Annotated in this window: 14 protein-coding genes and 1 tRNA gene; 11 read left to right on the top strand and 4 right to left on the bottom strand. The window is 40.3% G+C overall.

Annotated features, from left to right (window positions below; all coding sequences use genetic code 11):
* The first annotated feature begins 80 nt into the window (after positions 1 to 80).
* The 5 genes from GGQ60_RS12380 (at position 81) to GGQ60_RS12400 (ending at position 12,842) form a co-directional block, all read left to right on the top strand.
* Entirely contained in the window at positions 81 to 4,205 is a 4,125-nt protein-coding gene (locus GGQ60_RS12380; protein WP_183764385.1) for a hybrid sensor histidine kinase/response regulator transcription factor, read from the top strand.
* Positions 4,206 to 4,437: 232 nt separating this feature from the next.
* Positions 4,438 to 7,620: a SusC/RagA family TonB-linked outer membrane protein gene (locus GGQ60_RS12385; protein WP_183764388.1), complete on the top strand. Its 3,183-nt coding sequence runs from the start codon at positions 4,438 to 4,440 to the stop codon at positions 7,618 to 7,620.
* Positions 7,621 to 7,625: 5 nt separating this feature from the next.
* Entirely contained in the window at positions 7,626 to 9,326 is a 1,701-nt protein-coding gene (locus GGQ60_RS12390; RefSeq protein WP_183764391.1) for a RagB/SusD family nutrient uptake outer membrane protein, read from the top strand.
* 22 nt (positions 9,327 to 9,348) lie between these two features.
* Positions 9,349 to 10,875, top strand: coding sequence for a glycoside hydrolase (locus GGQ60_RS12395; protein WP_183764394.1), 1,527 nt, complete (start codon positions 9,349 to 9,351; stop codon positions 10,873 to 10,875).
* Between the two features lie 125 nt (positions 10,876 to 11,000).
* Positions 11,001 to 12,842, top strand: coding sequence for a glycoside hydrolase family 35 protein (locus tag GGQ60_RS12400; RefSeq protein ID WP_229685008.1), 1,842 nt, complete (start codon positions 11,001 to 11,003; stop codon positions 12,840 to 12,842).
* Between the two features lie 287 nt (positions 12,843 to 13,129).
* Here GGQ60_RS12400 and GGQ60_RS12405 read toward each other — a convergent pair whose 3' ends face one another.
* Positions 13,130 to 13,744 carry a Crp/Fnr family transcriptional regulator gene (locus GGQ60_RS12405; RefSeq protein WP_183764397.1) on the bottom strand — a complete coding sequence of 205 codons (615 nt, stop codon included), beginning with the start codon at positions 13,742 to 13,744 and terminating at the stop codon, positions 13,130 to 13,132.
* 410 nt (positions 13,745 to 14,154) lie between these two features.
* Between GGQ60_RS12405 and GGQ60_RS12410 the strand changes: the two genes are divergently transcribed.
* From GGQ60_RS12410 to arsB, 5 genes are all read left to right on the top strand, one after another.
* Positions 14,155 to 14,227, top strand: a tRNA-Lys gene (locus tag GGQ60_RS12410).
* Positions 14,228 to 14,484: 257 nt separating this feature from the next.
* Positions 14,485 to 14,814, top strand: a complete 330-nt coding sequence (locus GGQ60_RS12415; protein ID WP_183764400.1) for an ArsR/SmtB family transcription factor — start codon at positions 14,485 to 14,487, stop codon at positions 14,812 to 14,814.
* 55 nt (positions 14,815 to 14,869) lie between these two features.
* Positions 14,870 to 15,337, top strand: a complete 468-nt coding sequence (locus tag GGQ60_RS12420) for a DUF6428 family protein (RefSeq protein ID WP_183764403.1) — start codon at positions 14,870 to 14,872, stop codon at positions 15,335 to 15,337.
* A 23-nt stretch (positions 15,338 to 15,360) separates the two neighbouring features.
* Positions 15,361 to 15,981 carry an arsenate-mycothiol transferase ArsC gene (locus GGQ60_RS12425; protein WP_183764405.1) on the top strand — a complete coding sequence of 207 codons (621 nt, stop codon included), beginning with the start codon at positions 15,361 to 15,363 and terminating at the stop codon, positions 15,979 to 15,981.
* 1 nt (position 15,982) lies between these two features.
* Positions 15,983 to 17,059 carry an ACR3 family arsenite efflux transporter gene (gene arsB, locus GGQ60_RS12430; RefSeq protein WP_183764408.1) on the top strand — a complete coding sequence of 359 codons (1,077 nt, stop codon included), beginning with the start codon at positions 15,983 to 15,985 and terminating at the stop codon, positions 17,057 to 17,059.
* A gap of 181 nt (positions 17,060 to 17,240) precedes the next feature.
* Here the strand turns inward: arsB and GGQ60_RS12435 are convergent, their stop codons facing one another.
* Positions 17,241 to 17,618, bottom strand: coding sequence for a transposase (locus tag GGQ60_RS12435; RefSeq protein WP_183764411.1), 378 nt, complete (start codon positions 17,616 to 17,618; stop codon positions 17,241 to 17,243).
* Between the two features lie 317 nt (positions 17,619 to 17,935).
* The gene (locus GGQ60_RS12440) at positions 17,936 to 18,388 is read right to left on the bottom strand and encodes an SRPBCC family protein (protein WP_183764414.1); all 453 of its coding nucleotides are present in this window, start codon (positions 18,386 to 18,388) and stop codon (positions 17,936 to 17,938) included.
* Between the two features lie 369 nt (positions 18,389 to 18,757).
* Between GGQ60_RS12440 and GGQ60_RS12445 the strand changes: the two genes are divergently transcribed.
* Complete coding sequence (locus GGQ60_RS12445; protein ID WP_183764417.1) at positions 18,758 to 19,534, top strand: helix-turn-helix domain-containing protein; 777 nt, start codon at positions 18,758 to 18,760, stop codon at positions 19,532 to 19,534.
* 669 nt (positions 19,535 to 20,203) lie between these two features.
* Here the strand turns inward: GGQ60_RS12445 and GGQ60_RS12450 are convergent.
* A complete protein-coding gene (locus tag GGQ60_RS12450) occupies positions 20,204 to 21,472 on the bottom strand; it encodes an Hsp70 family protein (protein WP_183764421.1) in 1,269 nt (422 codons plus the stop codon).
* Between the last annotated feature and the right edge of the window lie 41 nt (positions 21,473 to 21,513).

Here is a 21,513-nt window from a genome sequence, read left to right on the forward strand (position 1 = left end):
GTAAAAGGAATAGTGCAGTAAATTGTATATTTACCGCGCTAAACTATTTTTTTGGTTAGCCCTATCGGTTAGGCCTGCTTATGATGAGATTGATTAAAGCATTTTGTTTTATTGCGCAACTTTGGCTCTCCTTTAACAGCGTTAATGCCCAGGTAGCAGGTCAAACTTCTGTTCCGGAACATTATGTGCTTAAAACATACGGCATTAATGATGGCCTTCCATCAAAAAATACAACAGTTGCTTTAAAGGATAAAAGAGGTTTTATATGGGTAGGTACCGAAAACGGGCTCTGTAAGTTTGATGGGTATTCTTTTAAGGTTTATGTGAATATTGCCGGCGATAGCACCTCTCTAACCAATAATTACATCAATGCTATCGTAGAAGATAGTAATGGGCGGCTTTGGGTGGGTACCATGAATGGTTTAAACAGGTTCGACCCCCTTACTGAAAAATTTGAACGCTTTTACCATAAAGAAAACGACCGGACTTCGCTGAGTAATAACAAAGTATGGTCGGTACTGATCGATAAAACGAAAAAATTGTGGATTGGTACCGATGATGGATTTAACCTGTTTAACCAAAAATCAAAAACGTTTAAGGTTTATCAACCCGATGCGAAAAACCGGTATGCCATTAAAGGAAAGTCGGTTAACGCTATTGCAGAGGATGCAGCCGGCAATTTATGGCTGGGCAATTGGAGTAACGGACTGAATAAATTCGATCAGAAAACACAGCGGTTTACCAATTATATGCAAAAGGAAATCGCCAACCAAAAAAATCCAAACGACATCTGGACACTCTGCATTGATGGGGATGGGTTGATATGGATCGGATGTTATTGGAAAGGTGAGCTGTTCCGCTTTGATCCGAAAAATGAAACGTTTACCACCTATGCCAATGGGAAAACGGGTAATGGTGCTGTATTTAATGTTTTAAGTGTGGGGAGCGAAAAACTGCTGGTAGGTGGCAGCGCCGGAATATTCTGGGTAAATACCAGGTTAAACCAATGGAAGAAAATAGATCAACTCGAATTTTTTGCAAACGGAGGTTTATATCGTGATAATACCGGAATGATATGGCTCTGTGGTAAAAATGGCCTTAGTAAAATAGATTTTAACCAGTATAAGTTTAACTTTATTCCACTTCCTCTGGGGCAGGCCGAAATCAAATCGATGATTAGTGATGGGAGCAATTTTTGGTTAGGAACCAACAAAGGCCTTTATCAATACGATACAGATAACCGGTCCATTGCCAGGCTCTTGCATACTAATAATCCAAACAGTTTGTCCAGTAACGATATTATTAACTTATCTGCCGATTTAAAGGGCCGGTTATGGGTAATGAGCGAAAATGGATTTGACCTGTATAACCAAGAGGAAAATAAGTTTATACATCACCATCACCGCTCGGCACTGGGTAGTTTTTTTAATGAAGATGTTTTTAGAGACCTGATCGAAGTAAACGACGGCGAATATTACCTCGCTACAGATGCAGGTTTAAAAATCTACAACGATAAAACCAAAGCTTATACCCATTACTATAACGATCCGAAAAATTTAGGCTCTCTGAGTAATAACCATTTGTATTGCCTGTTAAAAGATGCGCAGGGGAATATCTGGATTGGAACATACGGAAGCGGGCTCAGCCGGTTTAATCCTAAAACCAAAAAGTTCAGTAATTACATGATCAACAATTCAAGAACGGGCGGCATTAGCAATAATATTGTAAACAGCCTTTACCTGGATTCGCATCAAAATGTTTGGATCTGCACCCGCGATGGATTAAATAAATATGTGGCTAAAACCAATACTTTCGAAATATATTCGAAACAGAATGGCTTTGCGAGCAATGTTTTTACCGACATGGTAGAAGATGATAGTGGAAAGTTATGGATAATTACCGAACAAGGCCTTTCGCTTTTTGATCCGCTAACCAAAGCGGTCAGAAATTATGATGAAAAGGATGGGGTTTATTCCAATGCTGCGATCTGTAAAAATGACAAAGGAGAGATCTACCTGGCAGGCAACAAAGGTATCGTTTATTTTAATCCAAAACAGCTTAAATACAATAAGCAGGCACCTGCAGTTTACTTTTCTGATTTTTCGGTTTTTAATAAACTGATCCTCCCCGGCAAAGATTCTCCTTTAAAATTGCCCGTTTATATGACAAAAAGGATCACACTACCGTACGATCAGAGTGTACTTTCTTTTGGTTTTGTGGCACTAAATTATACACTTTCAGAAAAAAACCAGTATGCCTACTTTCTTGAAGGTTTTGATAAAAAATGGAATTATAGCGGGAGCGAACATAAAGTTACCTACACCAACTTAAATCCAGGTAAATACACCTTGAAAATACGGGCGTCGAACAACGATGGTATCTGGAATATGAATGGAAATTCGATTCAGATCATCATTACGCCGCCCTGGTACCGTACCTGGTGGGCCTTTTGTATTTATGGTTTGGCTTTCTTTGGCCTTGTGTATGCCTACCTTAAATACCGCGAACACCAATCTAACTTAAAATTTCAGATTAAACTGGCCCATATAGAGAGCGAAAAAGAAAAGGAGCTTAGCGAGAAGAAACTATCATTCTTTACCAATGTATCGCACGAATTCCGTACACCGCTTACCTTAATTATCAACCCGGTTAAAGAGCTTTTATACAAGAACGATAATAATGTTGATACTACTGATTTAAACATTGTATACCGGAACGCCAAGCGGCTTTTAAGTTTGGTAGACCAGTTGCTGCTGTTTAGAAAAGCAGATACTTACGGCGAAAAGTTAAAAGTGGCGCCGATAAACCTGGTGAGTTTGTGCAAGGAAGTGTTCCTTTGCTTTATACACCAGGCCCGGTCAAAAAATGTAACGCTCGAGTTTAGCTGCACCGACGAAGTGATTGCTTTTTATGCCGATCGCGAAAAAATTGAAATTGTTTTTTTTAACCTGCTTTCCAATGCGATAAAATTTACGCCGGAAGGTGGTAGCGTTAGGATGCTGATAGATAACAGCCAGGAAAATGTAATCATTAGTGTTGAAGATTCAGGCTGCGGTATCACTGATGCGGCAGCAGAAAAATTGTACGAGAAATTTTACCAGGATCCTGGTAACAAATCAGCTAAGGGGGGCTTTGGAATTGGTTTATACCTGGCCAAAAATTTTATTGAAATGCATGGTGGAACCATAACGTATACCAGCACAGAAAATAAGGGAACTACCTTTAATGTTACTTTATTAAGAGGGGTAGCACATTTTAAAGATGCCATTATATTACAGGAAGAATTGACCGATTCGGATTCTTCATTATTTAAAGAACTGATAGAAGATGAGATCAGTGCTAACAAAATTGTAGAAGCTGCTGAAGGGCAAATGGCAGATAACCAGCTGGCCACCGAATTAAAAAGCCTGCTTATTATTGATGATAATACAGAAATAAGGGAATACCTTAAACAGGTTTTTAGAATGGATTATCATATTTACGAAGCCGCTAATGGAGAAAAAGGCTATGAAATGACAAAAGAGCTATTGCCTGATATTGTGATTTGCGATGTTATGATGGATGGAATGACCGGTATAGAACTATGCAGTAAAATAAAAGAAGATGTATCGGTCTCGCACATCCCGATTATTTTACTTACGGCCATTTCTGCACCAGAGGTAAAGCTTAAAGGAATAGAAGGTGGTGCCGACGATTACATTAGTAAACCTTTTGATAAGGATTTTTTAAAGGCAAGGGTAGCCAGTATACTGAAGAGCAAAAATGCCCTTCAAAAATACTTTTATAATGAAATTACACTCAATTCGAACAACACCAAAATCTCTGCAGAGTACAAGGATTTTTTAGATAACTGTATCCGGATTGTGGAAGAACATCTTACCGATCCCGATTTTAACATCGATACGCTCTCAACCGCCCTGGGCATGTCGAGATCTAATTTATACCGGAAGATAAAATCCATTTCCGGTCAGTCTGCCAATGGGTTTATCCGTTTCATCAGGTTAAGGAAGGCGGCCGAAATTTTTATTAACACAGATAAAACGATCCAGGAAACTTCTTACATGGTGGCCATTACCGATCCCAAATATTTCAGGGAGCAGTTTTATAAGCTGTTTAACATGAATCCATCACAGTATATTAAAAAATTCAGGAAGCCATTCTCTAATAATATCCAACTAAATTCGACCGTCAAAAAAGCTAAATAAAAACGGCGCTGATGTGCTCTTTTTTCTGCAATATGCCTTAAAACCTCTTTTAAGGCATAATTAGGTTTGTTTACCCCTCTAATTTGGATTGTTTGTACCCCTTTAATATTGTTTGTTGGAGCTAATTTAGACCTCCATTAAGCAGTTCTATAACTATAAAATCTAATAACAAACTATTGTTATCTAGGTATAGACCTGATCTGCTAACCAAATATTAAACGTGCAAACCAAAATGAGAGAAAAAAATCTGAAGGAATTTTCACCTTTAAAATTCTTTAAAATTAAAGCATTGGCTTTTTTATTTATCCTATCCATTAGTGTACCGGTAACCGCTTCTTCATTTTCCGCATTGGCTGGAAAAGTGAAACTGACGCGCGAGATTGTAGTAACAGGTACAGTAACAGACGAAAACGGAGCTACATTTCCGGGGGTATCGGTTAAAATTAAGGGAACCGAAAAAGCAGTTCAAACCGATGCAAAAGGTAAATTTAGTATCAGTGTGGCATCCGCAACAGACGTACTTGTTTTTTCTTCTATAGGCTACACTAGCCAGGAGCAAACGGTTGGCAATAGAACAACCATCAACGTTAAGCTCGGTTCCGATACCAAAACACTTAACGAACTGGTAGTGGTTGGTTACGGAACGCAGAAAAAAGCAACCCTCACCGGGTCGATATCGCAGGTAAAAGGGGCTGACCTGGTGAAGAGTCCGCAACCAAACTTATCCAACTCGCTGGCTGGCCGCTTTTCCGGGGTAGTCATTAACAACAGGAGTGGCGAGCCGGGTTATGATGGTTCGAATATCACCATCAGGGGCCTGGCTACTACCGGGAGCAATAATGTATTAATTGTTGTAGATGGAATTCCGGGCCAGATTGGAGGATTGGAACGTTTAGATCCCAACGATATTGAAAGTGTTTCGGTATTAAAAGATGCCTCTGCAGCGATTTATGGTAACCGGGCAGCCAATGGGGTAATTTTAGTGACCACAAAAAAAGGCAAAACGGGCAAACCAACCATCAATTATAGTTTTAACCAGGGTTTTAGCTCGCCAACAAGATTGCCTAAAATGGCCGATGCAGCCACCTATGCACAGATCATGAACGAAATTAGTTTCGATTCTAATCCTTCTGGTGGTCTTAATCAGTCGTACACCGCAGATCAGATTGAAAAATTCCGTAATGGTTCCGATCCTTTATTGTATCCTAACACCGATTGGATCGATCAAACATTACAAAAAACAGCTTTACAGAGTCAGCACAGCCTTTCTGTTAACGGTGGCGGACAAGATGTAAAGTATTACGTATCGTTAGGAACGGTTGCCCAGGATGGCTTGTATAAGAATGGCGCAACCAAATACAATCAGTATAATTTCCGCTCGAATGTAGATGCCAATATTTCTAAATACCTCAAAGTAGGTTTATCGGTATCGGGCAGGCAAGAAAACCGTGTGTTTCCTCAGGTAGGGGCCGGCGATATTTTCAGGTCTATTTACAGGGCAAAACCAATTGTAGCTGCTTATTATCCAAACGGTTTGCCAACAACCGGCATCGAAAATGCAAACCCTGCGGTGCAGGTTACCGATATTGGCGGAACCAGTAAATCGCCAACACAGGTTTTAAATGGTATTTTAAGAGCTACTTTTATTATTCCAGGTGTAGAAGGCCTTTCTGTGGATGGTTTCTTTTCGGCCGATAAATCCAATGTGTTTACCAAAAGCTTCAACAAACCCTATCTGTTATACCAATACGATCCTACCTCTAAAACCTATAACAGTGTAATTACCGGTGGCAATAACCAAAAAGCTACCCTGACCGAAAGCCATAAAAATGAGTCGTTGCTTACTTCAAACATCAAATTAAATTATGCAAGGCGCTTCAATCTGCACGATATTAATGCTTTTGTGGGTTATGAGCAGAGCGAAAACCATTTGGAATTTTTTGATGCACAACGTTTTAACTTCCTCTCTACTTCGTTACCTGAACTTTCGCAAGGAGGTACGGCCGCTACCGATTTTCTAAATTCGGGTTACAGCTCAAACTATAACCGCCGGAGTATCATTAGCCGTTTAGCTTATAGTTATGATGATAAGTATCTTTTTGAAGGCCAGTTGCGCGTTGATGGATCATCCATTTTCCCTCAGGGCAAACAGTATGGTGTTTTTCCATCCGCTTCTGCAGGTTGGGTAATTTCAAAAGAAAAATGGTTTAACGAAAACGTTAAGTTTGTTGATAACTTAAAAATCCGTGCATCTTACGGCTCTTTGGGTAATGATAATGTAAATGGTTTCCAGTATTTCGATAATTACGTGCTTGTAGGTAACGGCTTTGTGGCCAGGGATGCCAGCAATGCGCTAACCATACAGCCTGGTGTAAACCTGGTTAAACTGGCAAATCCAAATATTACCTGGGAGGTAGCCAAAAAGCTCGATATCGGTATTAATGCCACTTTATTTAAAAATTTTAGTATTGAGGCCATTTATTTCCAGCAAAAAAGGTCTGATATCTTAACTACCCGGAACGCATCATTGCCTGGTTCTTCAGGAATTGTAAATCCTTATGATGATAAGAGCCCGAACTATACGCCTTTAGTGCCTTCTGAAAATATCGGTAAAGTGAATAATGCTGGTTTCGAAGCTACTTTAGGATATAACCACAATGGCGAAAACTTTAAGTGGAATGCATCAGGTAACATCACTTACGCAAAAAGTAAAGTGATATTTATTGATGAGGCCGTTGGAACATTGGATTATCAACGTAAAACAGGCAGGCCTTTAAATGTCGACCTGCTTTACAATGCCATTGGCATATTTAGAACACAACAGGAGTTGGATGCTTACCCACATGTTAGTGGTGCTAAAGTTGGCGATCTTAAATATCTTGATTACAATAATGATGGCAAAATAACCGCCGATGACCAAATCAGAACGCCTTATAGCAACATCCCTCAAATTACTTATGGATTTACACTTGGCGCTTCTTATAAAAACTTTGATGTATCAATGGTGCTAGCCGGACAAGCCCAGGTAAGCCAGTATGTTTTGCCAGAATCGGGTAGTGTAGGTAACTTTTACAGCAGTTGGGCCGATAACAGGTTTAGCGCTTCGAACCCGAACGGAACATATCCGAGGGTAACCGACCGTGCTTCTAATGCCATCAGTGGTGGGCAGTTTAATAATACGTTCTGGTTAAATGATGCCTCTTTTTTAAGGCTTAAAAATGTAGAACTTGCCTATAATATTAAAGCCAGCTTCTTAGAGCGGATCAATGTTTCGGGATTAAGAATTTATGCCAGTGCCTTTAACCTATTTACGATTTCTAAGGTAAAAGATTACGATCCTGAAGGAACCAGCGGTAGCGGACAGTTTTACCCGCAGCAGCGCATTATTAACTTGGGTGCTAATATTAAATTTTAAACATCATGAAAATCAAATCAATATATATAACACTTTTAGGCCTGTCCCTTGTTTCAGGGGCTATGGTGGGCTGTAAAAAAGATTTTTTAAATGTAGAACCAACAGATCGTATCTCTACAACTGCTATAGAAGCCGATACAGCTGTTTTAGAGGCCTATATAACCAACCGCTATATCGGCACCAGGTTACAGGATAAAGAAGCTGATGGATCTGCGCCGGGTTTTGGCAGGGGTTTTGAATATAGCATGTGGAGCTCTTTCACCGACGAATCTATTTATAATAATGATGATGCAACCTGGTTGATCCAGAGAGGGCAGCTGGCGCCCGAAAATTTAGGAAGCGCTGGTGTATATTGGGGAAGGAGTTACAAAAGTATCAGAGAATGTAATTACGCGCTTGGCGTGCTCGGTAAAATTGCCATGAGTGCAGCACATAAAAAACAATTGGTTGCTGAGCTTAAGTTTATCAGGGCTTTTCGTTACCAGGATTTGATCCGGAATTATGGTGGTGTGGTTTTAATGGGCGATAAGGTAACCAACTTAACCGATAATCTGCAGGATCCGGCATTGTTTCAGCGTGCCTCAATCAAAGAATCTATAGATTATGTAACCGCACAGCTTGATCAGGCTGCTGCAGACCTGCCCCTCGATAATAGTGGCACATGGCTGGCCGGTAGGGCCACTAAAGGTGCAGCGCTGGCACTTAAATCGCGTTTGCTCTTGTATGCAGCAAGCCCGTTATACAATGCAGGTACCTGGCAGGCTGCTGTTACGGCAGCTCAGGCGGTTATTTCGTTGAATAAATATGGAATCTATACCGGTGGATATGCAAACCTGTTTTTAACTGACCAAACCAATGAAGTGATTTTTGCAAGGTTGTTTACCAAAAATGCCAACCATACCCATCTGGAAATTGCCAACGGACCTAATGGTTATGGCGGTTGGGGTGGAAATTTACCGATGCAGAACCTGGTAGATGATTACGAAATGGCCAATGGCAAACCAATTACCGATCCTACTTCCGGTTATGATAGCAATCAGCCTTACAAAGACCGTGATCCGCGTTTCGCAGCTACCATTTTGTATAATGGTGCAGCATACCGTGAGCGTAATGTAGAAACTTTTGTTCCCGGAGGAAAAGACAGTAAAGATGGAATTGATAACTGGAATACCAGTAAAACAGGATATTACCTTAAAAAATTCATGAATGATGCCTATCCATTGCAAAACCCATGGGGTAATGCAGGTTTCCAGCCCTGGATATATTTCAGATATGCAGAAATTTTGCTTAACTATGCTGAAGCTGCCAACGAAGCTTACGGACCTGACGCTGTTCCTTCGGGATCGACAATGTCTGCCAGGGATGCCATAAACATGGTAAGGGCAAGGCCAAGTGTTAATATGCCTGCATTGGCTGTTGGACTTACGCAGGCACAAATGCGCGATGCGGTACGCTATGAGCGCAGGGTAGAGCTTGCTTTCGAAGAACATCGTTTTTATGATGTAAGAAGGTGGAAAATTGCAGAGGTAACTGAAAACAAACCTGCAGGCGGAATAATTATTACCAAAACAAGCACAGGCTTTACTTATGCGCCTAAAGTTGCTTTAGATGGACGTAAGTTCGAAACCAAACATTATTGGTTACCGATACCTAGGGCCGAAATTTTAGCTTCAGGTGGTAAATTGCAGCAAAACCCAGGTTATTAATAAATAGAAATTAATTGTTTGCATGTTAAAGTCATCACCACACCTTAACCGTTTTTTTATCTGTCTGACCTTATTTTTATATGGTAGAGCAACTCTTGCACAAGAAACGCTCCTAAAAATAGAAATAGATCCTGCCATTACATTCCAAACCATAGAAGGTTTTGGCGCTTCTGATGCATGGACGTGTCAGTTCGCAGGTTTATGGCCTGCAGCGAAAAAGGATAAGATGGCCGATTTGCTTTTTAGCACCCAAACTACAAAAGCCGGGCAACCGCTGGGCATTGGCCTTAACATGTGGCGTTTTAGCATTGGTGGCGGTAGTGCTGCCCAGGGTAAGGCAAGCGATATTGGCGACGAATGGCGTCGTCAATACGCTTTTTTGCAACCCGACGGTACCTATGATTGGAATGCAATGTCAGGGCAGGTATGGTTTTTAATGGCAGCTCAAACCCGCGGGGTAAAACAGTTTATCGGATTTGTAAACAGTCCGCATGTGCTGTTTACCAAAAATGGAAAAGCTTATTCTACAGATGGCATGTGCAACCTGAATTTTGATAAACTTCCCGAATTTGCCGACTACCTGGTGGCTACCATTAACGGGATAAAAAAAACAACCGGAATAGAACTAAATTACCTTAGCCCTGCAAACGAGCCGCAGTGGAAATGGAATGAACACAACCAGGAAGGCTGTCCGTACAACAATACAGAACTTGCTCAACTGTACAGGGGTGTTAATGATGCTTTGGTGAAAAATCAGGCTAAAACCAAAATACAGATAGGAGAGGCTGGTCAGCTCGATTATTTATACCATAATGGAAACACTACAAAGGGAAACCAGGTAGATCAGTTCTTTAATCCCGCATCACCCAATTATGTAGGCAACCTGGCAAGTATAGATCATTCTATTTCAGCTCATAGTTATTTTACTACCAGCCCGGAAGAAAAATTTATTACTGTCCGTAAAAAAACGGCCGAAGCAGTGGCGCAAATAAAAGGTCTAAGATACTGGATGTCTGAATATTGTGTGCTGGGCGATGAGGTGCTTAAAGGCGAAAAACGCGATCTGGGTATGGTAACTGCCCTTTTCGTTGCGAGGTTGATCCACCACGACCTGGTTTTATCAAATGCGGCCTCATGGCAGTGGTGGTTGGGTATATCAGCCGGCGATTACAAAGATGGTTTGGTTTATATCGACAAAAACAAAACAGACGGACAGGTTTATGATAGCAAACTATTGTGGGCTTTGGGTAATTATAGCCGTTTTGTTCTCCCGGGCAGTAAGCGCCTTCAGGTTAAAAAACCCGGAACAAACCTACCCCAGGTTGATGTATCGTCTTATATGCAAGAAAATAAAAAGCTCGTAACGGTAGTGGTTAATCCTACAGAAAACAATCTCGATCTGGATATTGAGGTAAAAGGAAATAAACAAAGTGCTGTACAAACCTATGTTACTTCCGACCAATATAATTTATCGCCCTATAAACAATACCAGGATACAAAACGTATTCGTATTCCTGCTAAATCGGTTACTACTGTACTCAGTAATTAAACCTGATCATTTAAAAGTGTAACGCTACTCTTTTTAAACTCCCTGATCGTTTAAGCTGAAAAGCACCATGTAAATCGATAGGGGAAAATTATGCAGTTGATTTTTTAATACTTAATACATCTCGAATGAAACCTACCCTTAAACATGTAATGATTAAAGTAATTTTAATTACTTGTTTTGCCAGCTTTGGTGCATTTGCACAGGTTAAGCATACCTTTAAACTTGCAGACTCCGTTTTTCTGCTCGATAATAAACCTTTTCAGATCATTTCAGGAGAAATGCATTATCCCCGCATACCAAGAGAGGCCTGGCGCGACAGGATGAAAATGGCAAAAGCCATGGGCTTAAACACCATTGGTACCTATGTTTTTTGGAATGTGCACGAACCGCAGAAAGATCAGTTCGATTTTTCCGGTAATAACGATATTGCCGAATTTGTACGTATTGCTAAAGAAGAAGGCTTATGGGTATTGCTTCGCCCTAGTCCATATGTGTGTGCCGAATGGGAATTTGGTGGTTATCCATATTGGTTGCAGAACATTAAAGGTTTGCAGGTAAGAAGTAAAGAGGCACAATATTTAAAAGAGTACAAACAATATATTACCGAGATAGGTAAACGTTTAGCCCCCTTGCAGATTAACCATGGTGGCAACATTTTAATGGTGCAGGTAGAAAACGAATATGGTTCTTATGGAAACGACAAAGAATACCTGAAAATTAATGAACAGCTGTTTAAAGATGCCGGATTTGATGGGGTACTTTCTACCTGCGATCCGGTTCCGGCATTGGAAGGTGGACATTTGGCAGGTTTGCTTCCGGGCGTTAACGGGATTGATAATCCTGATCAGATCAGAACATTGATCAGGAAATATAATAATGGTAAAGGCCCTTACTTCGTACCAGAATGGTATCCGGCCTGGTTCGATTGGTGGGGTACAAAACACCACCAGGTAGATCCGAAAACCTATGCTAACAAACTGGATACTGCATTAAAAGGAGGGATTTCCATTAACATGTATATGTTTCATGGCGGCACAACAAGGGGTTTTATGAACGGGGCAAACTTTAACGATTCTACAGCTTACGAACCACAGATAAGCAGTTATGATTATGATGCACCTTTAGATGAAGCAGGTAACGCCACATCAAAATTTATGCTTTTTCGCGAAGCGATTAAAAAAAATCTGCCTGCGGGCCAAGTGCTTCCTGAAGTGCCGGCTGCTAAACCTGCTGCGGCATTGCCTGCAATTACTTTTACCCAATCGACTGATATCTTTAACCTCAACGGGAAGCCAAAATTAAATACACAACCGCTAACATTCGAAGCGCTTAACCAACCCTATGGTTTTGTACGCTACAGCAGTAACCTGAAAGGCGGGCGGAAAGGGGTGATCAAAATTAATGAGCTACGCGATTATGGGCTAATCTATATTAATAAAAAACTTGCAGGTGTTTTAGACAGGAGACTTTATCAGGATAGTTTAGTGCTCGATCTTCCGGCGGGCAATGTACAATTAGACATTTTGGTAGAAAACATGGGGAGGATCAATTTTGGCCCTTACCTGCTTAAAAATAACAAGGGAATCACCCAAAATGTAACTTTTAATGGGCAGGAGATCAAATCATGGAAAATGTACCCGCTGCCATTTGATAAAATTGATCTCCAAAAAATAAAGCCGAAAGTAAGCAGCCAATCTGCAGCAGTACTTAAATCGGCCTCCTTTAATTTAACCAAAGTTGCCGATACTTATTTAGATATGCGCAATTGGGGAAAAGGCCTGGTGTGGGTGAATGGCCATAACTTAGGCAAATACTGGAGTATCGGGCCACAACAAACCATTTATCTGCCGGCCGAATGGCTTAAAAAAGGAAAGAATGAAATTGTAGTTTTTGAGCTGCTTAAACCCCAGCAGAATACATTGACCAGTTTAGATAAAGCTATTTTAAATGAGCTGAAAGACAAATAAAGTTTTGATTTTTAAGGTTCATAAAAGCCATTACGTTAAGTGCCAGCGTAATGGCTTTTTTTGCATAATCCTGAGGGATATTAATTGTATAAAAATCAGTATGAATGAGAGCAGGATTCAACTTTTTATCCTTCTCGCTGAATCGTGATGTTCCTCCTGAAAGCGATGGTAGATTCTATCGTAGTTTAAATGAAAGATTCTTTACTGCGTTCAGAATGACAAAAGTTTTTTTTGCGTGACAGATTAAAGGTGAGATTATAACTGATAACAACCTCTTTTGTTCACAATTATGTCTTGTTCCTGATTCTGCTTAATGTTTCGAGCCTCATGCCTATAAATGAAGCCACGTATTTTAGTGGCACCCGGTTAATCAGGTGTGGATAGGAAATTAAAAATCTTTGATAGCGTTTTAAAGCGGTTGGGAGCCTGCAGATATATGCCCTTTCGGATGCCCCCTGAAAATAAATTTCGGTCATTTTTCTGCCTACATAATTTGCTATGGGGAAATTTTCATAAAGCAGTTTCGACATTTCATGCGGAATGGCAATCGCAAATACCGGATCTATTGTTTCAATATATTCATCAGAAACTTCGTTCTCCCATAAATTCCTGATGGTTCCGGCCAGTTCGTTTTCTGCAGCAATCCAGGTGGTGATTTTTTTGTGTCCCATTTTAAGGTAACCATGTACTGCTCCTTCCAATAGAAGGAAAATATAGCGGTTACGGGTTAATGGCGAGGCCATATGTTTGTTTTTAGCAAAACGCACAGGGAATGTGTATCGGTTAATAATATCTTCGATTTCAGCGTTCAGCGGGTGGTAATTCTTAAAAACGGAAATAAGTGGCGAAAAACCGCCAAAAGCGGCCCATTTATCTTTACCATAAATGTTTTCAATATTCATTAGAGAAGAGCTAGTGTATATGTAAAAGTAAAATAATTATGAAAATAAAAAAATGATCATGCTCCTTTCGGTAAACTTAGGATATTTAATGATCTGTTATGATGTATTTTACCAGGATAATGGTAACCTGCAAGGCCGGATGGTTTCGTTTTTTTTTGCGTGTTCTTTCAGGATAGAATAGGGAGGATAAAAGGTTTAAGAGGAGTTAAAGCCATATTTATGCGAGGGGGGGTATGATGATCAATTCGCTAAAAAAGAAAAATGATTTTTTTGTTGGCGCTTTAACCTGATGATCTATAAATATTTAGCTTCATCCTGTTTCGTTAATGTTAATTTTCTATTAAATATTTTAGGTTTATCTTTTGCAGGAATGAATTTAATTCCTAACTTCGCAGCCTCGAAAGGAGAACGATTCCGTAGCTCAGCTGGTAGAGCATTACACTTTTAATGTAGTGGTCCTGGGTTCGAATCCCAGCGGGATCACAAAAAACCTCACAGAAATGTGAGGTTTTTTTGTTTTATACCCATTGGGGTACGAACGGAGGGGAGGCCGGTTTCGATTCTGGAAGGTTCAGGCAATGCGTTCGGGGCTAAAGCGACCGAGCCAATCCCAGCGGGATCACAAAAAACCTCACAAAAATGTGAGGTTATTGTTTTATGATTTCTATGGTTGACCTAAATAAAAAATCAAATTTATTTTGCACTTTCATTATTATATCGTAATATTGCGATATATAATTATGGGACTTACAAAATCAGAAATATTTACAGACGAGCAAAACCAGCTTTCAACATTGCTAAAAGCAATTGCTCACCCTGCCCGTATCGCCATCTTGCAGAGGATCATTATTTCAAATACTTGTATTTGTGGGGATTTGGTGGGTGAACTTGGCCTCGCACAGGCAACTATTTCTCAGCACTTGAAAGAATTGAAATTAGCCGGTATCATACAGGGTACTATAGAAGGTGTAAGTGTTTGCTACTGCATCAATCCTCAGACATGGAAGCTGTTAGAAGCGCAGCTTGGTGGGTTTTTGGCATCTTATAAAGGTGAAACTACCTGTTGTTAACTTTTTTTGCTTATATCTATCGTTAAATTGCAATAATACTATAAATACATAAATTATGAAACTATCAGAAATAAAAGAAATCCTTGCTACGGCTGAAGGAGTGAATTTTAAACTGGAAAACGGCAATTCAGTACCGGAACATTTCCATGTAACCGAGGTAGGAATTATTACAAAGGACTTTATCGACTGTGGTGGAACTGTACGCCATGAAAAAGTAGCTAATTTCCAGTTATGGGATGCTGATGATTATGAACACCGTTTAAAAGCTGGAAAATTAATCCATATCATTTCACTTTCAGAAAAGGTTTTGGGAATGGAAGATCTGGAAATTGAAGTCGAATACCAGGCAGAAACTATTGGCAAATATGACTTGGGATTTGACGGGGAAAACTTTATTCTACTCGCCAAGAAAACCGCGTGCCTTGCGATGGACAAATGTGGTGTTCCAGCCAAAAAACAAAAAATTGAAATGGTAAATCTGGCTTCAGGTTCAACCTGTACCCCTGGTGGAGGTTGCTGTTAATTTTAAGATCTATAAATATCACAATGAGCACAAAACTTCTTCCTGAACTTGAAAGTGTGGTTAGCAATTTCAAGTTTGACATCATCACATCAGATCGGAAAGGGATATTACAACCTTTAATTGACTATATTCAAGATAAACACAATACTGAAAGTGAAATACGCCTCAACCTGATCTGTACACACAATTCACGTAGAAGTCATCTTTCTCAGGTATGGGCACAAACAGCAGCAGCTTATTACGGCATTAAAAATGTCTTTTGTTATTCAGGGGGAACAGAGGCTACTGCCTTGTTTCCAATGGTTGCTGAAACGTTAAAGCATACAGGATTTAGAGTTCAGGTTATCGCTGAAGGGAATAACCCAATATATGCCATAAAATATAGTGATAATGAATATCCTGTAATCGGCTTTTCAAAAACCTATGATCATGAATTTAATCCTTCAAGTACATTCGTTGCAATAATGACCTGCTCGCAGGCTGATGGCGGTTGTCCATTCATTCCAGGGGCTGAAAAGCGAATTCCAATAACCTTTGATGACCCGAAAGCATTTGATAATACCCCACAGCAGGTAGAAAAGTATCAGGAAAGAAGTTTGCAGATTGCAACTGAAATGTTTTACGTCTTTTCACAGATTAAATAATATGTCAGCAAATACTTGCGCCCCCGCGGCAGAACGTAAAAAATTAGGGTTTCTCGATCGTTACCTAACATTATGGATTTTTCTGGCAATGGCCATTGGCGTGTCAATCGGCTTTTTTATTCCGTCCTCATCAGGTTTTATCAATTCTTTTTCCAATGGTACAACTAACATTCCATTGGCAATTGGACTAATACTGATGATGTACCCACCGCTGGCTAAGGTAAGGTATGAAAAAATGGGGGAAGTGTTCCGCAATACTAAAGTGCTGGGAACTTCGTTGGCTTTAAACTGGATTATTGGTCCTGCACTTATGTTTATACTGGCCATTGTGTTTTTACATGATTACCCCGAATATATGATCGGATTGATCCTGATCGGCCTGGCACGTTGTATCGCAATGGTAGTGGTGTGGAATGAGCTAGCAGAGGGTAACAGGGAATATGCAGCTGGTCTGATTGCGCTTAACAGCATCTTTCAGGTTTTACTTTATAGTGTTTATGCCTATCTTTTTATTACCGTACTTCCACCGCTGTTTGGTATTGATGGATTATCGGTAAACATTACCATCACTGAAATTGCAAAAAGTGTAGGGCTTTACTTGGGTGTTCCCTTTGCTGCAGGGCTGATCAGCCGTTATGCTTTGATCAAAATTAAAGGCGAGCAATGGTTTCAACAAAAGTATATACCATTTATATCGCCAATAACCTTGATTGCATTGCTTTTTACTATTGTGGTGATGTTCAGTCTTAAAGGAGAACTTATTGTACAGATACCAATGGATGTAATTCGCATTGCCATTCCACTGGTCATCTATTTTGCCATCATGTTTATCGTCAGTTTTTTTGCAGGAAAAAAAATGGGTGCTGATTATTCGCAAAGCACGTCCATTGCCTTTACTGCGGCTGGCAATAACTTCGAATTGTCCATAGCAGTAGCCATCGGAGTTTTTGGCATCAATTCCGGTCAGGCATTCGTGGGTGTAATCGGGCCATTGGTCGAGGTACCTGCGCTTATTGCACTGGTAAATGTTGCTTTTTGGCTTAGAAGGAAATACTATGGAGTTGACCAAGCATCTTGATACATAGGTTCTTCGACTCCCATCCTGATAACCACTCTGTCATCCGTCGGACGATATAATGAGGTATTTTACAACTGAACAGGCTTTGAATTAACTTATTCCTTAAAGCATTCACTACACTCATTTTATTTTTGCCTGCTGAGTCTTTTCGAAGGCAGTAACGTTTCATGTCTCCGCTAATCTATGATGCCATAGCCGCCATGTTAAGCAACGTTTTGCCACGTATATTGGCTTTATGAGAAACCCTTGCCCCCCATATACTTTTTCCAGAATTGTGTTCAAATGGCACTATTCTGGAATAACAGGCGAATTTCTTGGCAGTAGTGATATTTTTAAATTCATTTGTGGCTATTATAACCTCTACAACCGTTACAGTTCCGATACCACTCACCGAAGTTGATATTTGAAAAAGCCTTTGTAACGTAAGATCAAGCTTGATGATATCGAGAATATGCGTCTCGACCGATTCCAGATCCTTTGCAATATTGTTTAGCGTACCCTTGCAAATGCGCTCGATCATCTTACCACCGTCCTTATCGAACCTTTTTATTTTTTTCACGGGTATCGACAATGCCTTTTTTGTTCGGACTAACCTGTGCCTTAAAGATGTAAGGTGTTTTAAAGTCTTAATAATTTTTCTGGAAGGCTCAGGCAATGCGTTCGGGGCTAAAGCGACCGAGTCAATCCCAGCCGGATCACCAAAATGAAGCCTTCAAAATCGCTGATTTTGAAGGCTTTCGTATTTAGAAAGTTAGTGGTCTGTCTTTACAAGCCATCAGTTGAGACTTTCAAGCCGCTTAAACACATCCGGATATGGAAATTTCAAGCGTTTATAAACCTGTTCCTGCTGAAAAAACGTTCGTCCTGAAATTGAGTTTATACTTTGGCTGTTTGCTCAGCAAACTCTTTCAGCAGGGGTAATGTACCATTCCAATAAAGGTCAAAGTGCTTGCGTATAACGGCTGTGGGAAAGTTAGAAAGGGTTAATAACAACTGTGTTTGCTGTTCATTCAATGCCATCAACTCAAATTCTAGTATGGTATAATTATCGCTGATGTCAGCAAGTTCGGAAATTGAACTTAAATGGCTGTAGGTCAGAATATTTTCTGGCCGGAATTCGATTATTTTTCCCGTGTTCTCGAAAGGCAGCGGATTCAGGCCACGGATGATGATCGGATGGCCAATCACCCAATCAGTCGTCACAGACAATTGCATCTCCGGCTCTGCCATCCATTCCGGCATCTGATCCGGGTATGTCAGCGCTTGCCAAACCCTCCTGATTGGAGAATTGATTATGATTTGTTTTGCCAATGAAATTGTTTCTGCCATATATTCATTTCTCCGTTTACTAACGGTTGCCCGATTGCGAGTGGTTAATCTTTTAATTCCCTTGGCATTATAGCAGCTAGCCAAATAGAAAACCTGATATATGCCCGGTATGGCGTAAAGTTAATACTTTAGCGGGTAAAGATGAGCTATGATTTCGATCGTAAGCACCTTTGGAAGGTATGGTTTCTGGAGTTGCCGGATAGTTAGAAATATGGACTTATCTGGCCCAAAATGAAGGTTACTGACTATTCGGGTGTCCTGATCCTTTTCGCTGTTGCAGCCGGAGTTTTATCATTAAAATATATTATTTTAGCAAATTGTAACCAAATCAGATAAATTTGATCTTATTCTTGTTTATCCTTAAGTTTTATGATACAGTTGGAGCCTATTAACGGTTTTTTCAAAAGAGAACATGCGTTGCAGGCACTATATCCCATGCGGATGTTGATTGTACGTGATGGAGCTGGTTTTTTGTGTATGAATTCTGGCGATTACCCCCTGTTAAAAGGCAGGATGTTTTTTATTCCGGAAGAAGGCCTGGTGAGGTTGGATGGAGAAATTACTTCAGGTTACTGGTTAAGCTTTAGCAGTTTATTGTATGCCGAATTTTTACTGCAGCATTTAGATCCCCAGGCTAAAAACCTCTTTTTAAATTTATCTTTCAGGGATCTCGATCTGCACCGGTCAACTAAAACATATCAGCTGCTCGATCAGTTAAAAAGAGAAATCAATAGTAAAAGCGACATTTCTTTTTTAGCACAATACCTGTCGCTGTTTCTGGGCTTTACGGCTGGTTTAGATGGTTATCTTGCAGCTTTTAACCTGGATGATCTGCAGCAGGTATTGCGGTTCAGAGCCATTTTAGAGCAATTTTATAAGCAAGAAAGATCTGTTCAATTTTACGCAGAAGGCATGGGCATGAGTGCTGGTAAATTAAATAAATTTTTAGACCGCGTGCTCGGAAAAAGCCTCGTTGTGCTGATAAAAGACCGGATTATGCGCGAGGCGGAAGAATTGCTGCTCCATAGCGATTATACCGTTGATGAAATTGCAGCACAATTGGGTTTTGAACAGACGGTAAGTTTTAGCACAAGTTTCAGGCGCCATAAAGGCATGTCTGTACTTCAATTTAGCCGCCTAACGTAAATGTGAAAAAATTGGTGTGGCTGCCAAAGAAATTTTCATCAGTTCAACGTCATCTCTTCTAGAGAACAGGTGTTCCAGACCTCACTACATTAATTGCTTCAGCGCCTAACGCGTAAAGTTTTGCTTACTGCATCTATTTTATCAGCCGCACCAATTTTATGTCGGCTAAATTATAAAATCTTAGCCTAAAGAAGAAAAAATATCCTTAATATGTTACGGAGTTGTATTTTATGATTTACAATTGTGTATCTGCGTTAATTTCAGGAGGATAAATAAAAAGCCCGGTAGATTTCTCATTGGTAGGTATCCCACCGGCCGAAATAGAATTTGGAAATGAGCATGCAGTAGTTCTTGGCGGTTGGCAGTCCCGCTTTCGCTTATAGTCCTCTCCCGATGAAACCTGTGGAACAAGCAAGCATACCGATAAACAAAATTATGAATGCTTAAATCGGGATGCGGGCTATTCCGCTCAATCGGGTTTAGGAACAAGGGGGCTGCATCTTAAAAACCCCAAAAATGAAATGCTGTTTTGCCGCTTAGCCATCTGCCCGTTGCAAGCTGACGGTTGAAGCGTAAAACGGGAAGAAACGGAGTGTTATTGCACAGATGGGGCGCTCTAAATCCAAATCAGAATCGCTTTTTTACCTGTACCGGTTATAGTCTATGTAATTAATTTTCGAACAGATAGCCGCTATAGGCCAAACCTTTGGCTACACTTTTAAAATTATCGCCCGAGTTTAATGGAATGTGTGGGAATTTGGATTTAAAAAGAGTTTGCACGGCCGAAACCATCGATGTTCCTCCGGTTAAAAACAAGCAGTCAATATCTGCTGGGTTGATCTGGTATGTTTCCATAAACTGATCCAGGTAAGCACCGATTTTATGAATGTCTTTTTCGATGATAGCATTGTATTGCTCAAGCGAAATGTTTTCGTCAATCTCGATACCCATGTTGCTGTAAGCGAAGGTAGAAACGCGCTGATCGGAAAGTTCGATTTTGGTTTTCTCTATCGACCTGAACAAAGAATAACCCAGGTTATTTTCAATGAGTGTGATCAGGTTTTTAAATTTAGGATCGTTCCCCGAATAATAATAATATTCCTCAATCTCTTTCTGGATCTTCAAACCATTAAAAAAGTTCATTTTATCCCAGGTGCAGATGTTTGCAAAAAGCGATTTAGGAACATTTAAAACCTTGCCGGGTGTGGCTTCATAAAGGGTGTTTTTTCCAAAATACGGTGTGCCTTTATCCCACATGAAGGCAGAATCCAGGCTATCGCCACCAATGTAGATGCCGCCGGATGCAATCATGTCGTTTTTACGGTCTTTGCTGCCAACTTTATCCGGATCGAGGATAAGGTAGGTAAAATCGGTTGTTCCTCCACCCAGGTCGGCTACTAAAACCCGTTCTTTTTGGCGGATGGTTTTTTCATAGGCAAAAGCAGCGCCGATAGGTTCAAACTGAAAGCGGACATTGGTAAAACCGGCACTTTCTGCTGCCTTTTTTAAACGGGTTTGGGCCAGGGTATCTTTCATGGTGTTATCGTCATCAAAGAAAACCGGGCGGCCTATAATAGCTTTGTGGCAATCTTCACCAATAACCTGATCGGCTTTCGCTTTTAAATCTTTAAGAATGAGCGCTACCAGGTCGGAGGCGGTATATCTTTTATTATGGATTCGGGTTTCGGTAAAAGTAGTTCTGGAGAGGATCTGTTTAATGGATTTGATAAAGCGGCCTTTCATGCCGTCGCTTAAATAAGCATCTATTGCTTTTTCGCCCACGATGTAATTTTCGCCATCCGTAATGCTTTTTACTTCGGTAAAATAAATCAGCGAAGGGATAGAAATCGTTTCTACAATTTCTTTCTTTTCTTCATCATAAATAGAAAGTGCCGAATTGGTTGTTCCAAAATCGATTCCGTATAAAAACTTACTCATGGTTTGATATGCTGTGGCTGCCGGCTAAAATGGGGTTGCGA

The sequence above is a fragment of the Pedobacter zeae genome (genome assembly GCF_014196715.1).
Classification (GTDB): domain Bacteria; phylum Bacteroidota; class Bacteroidia; order Sphingobacteriales; family Sphingobacteriaceae; genus Pedobacter; species Pedobacter zeae.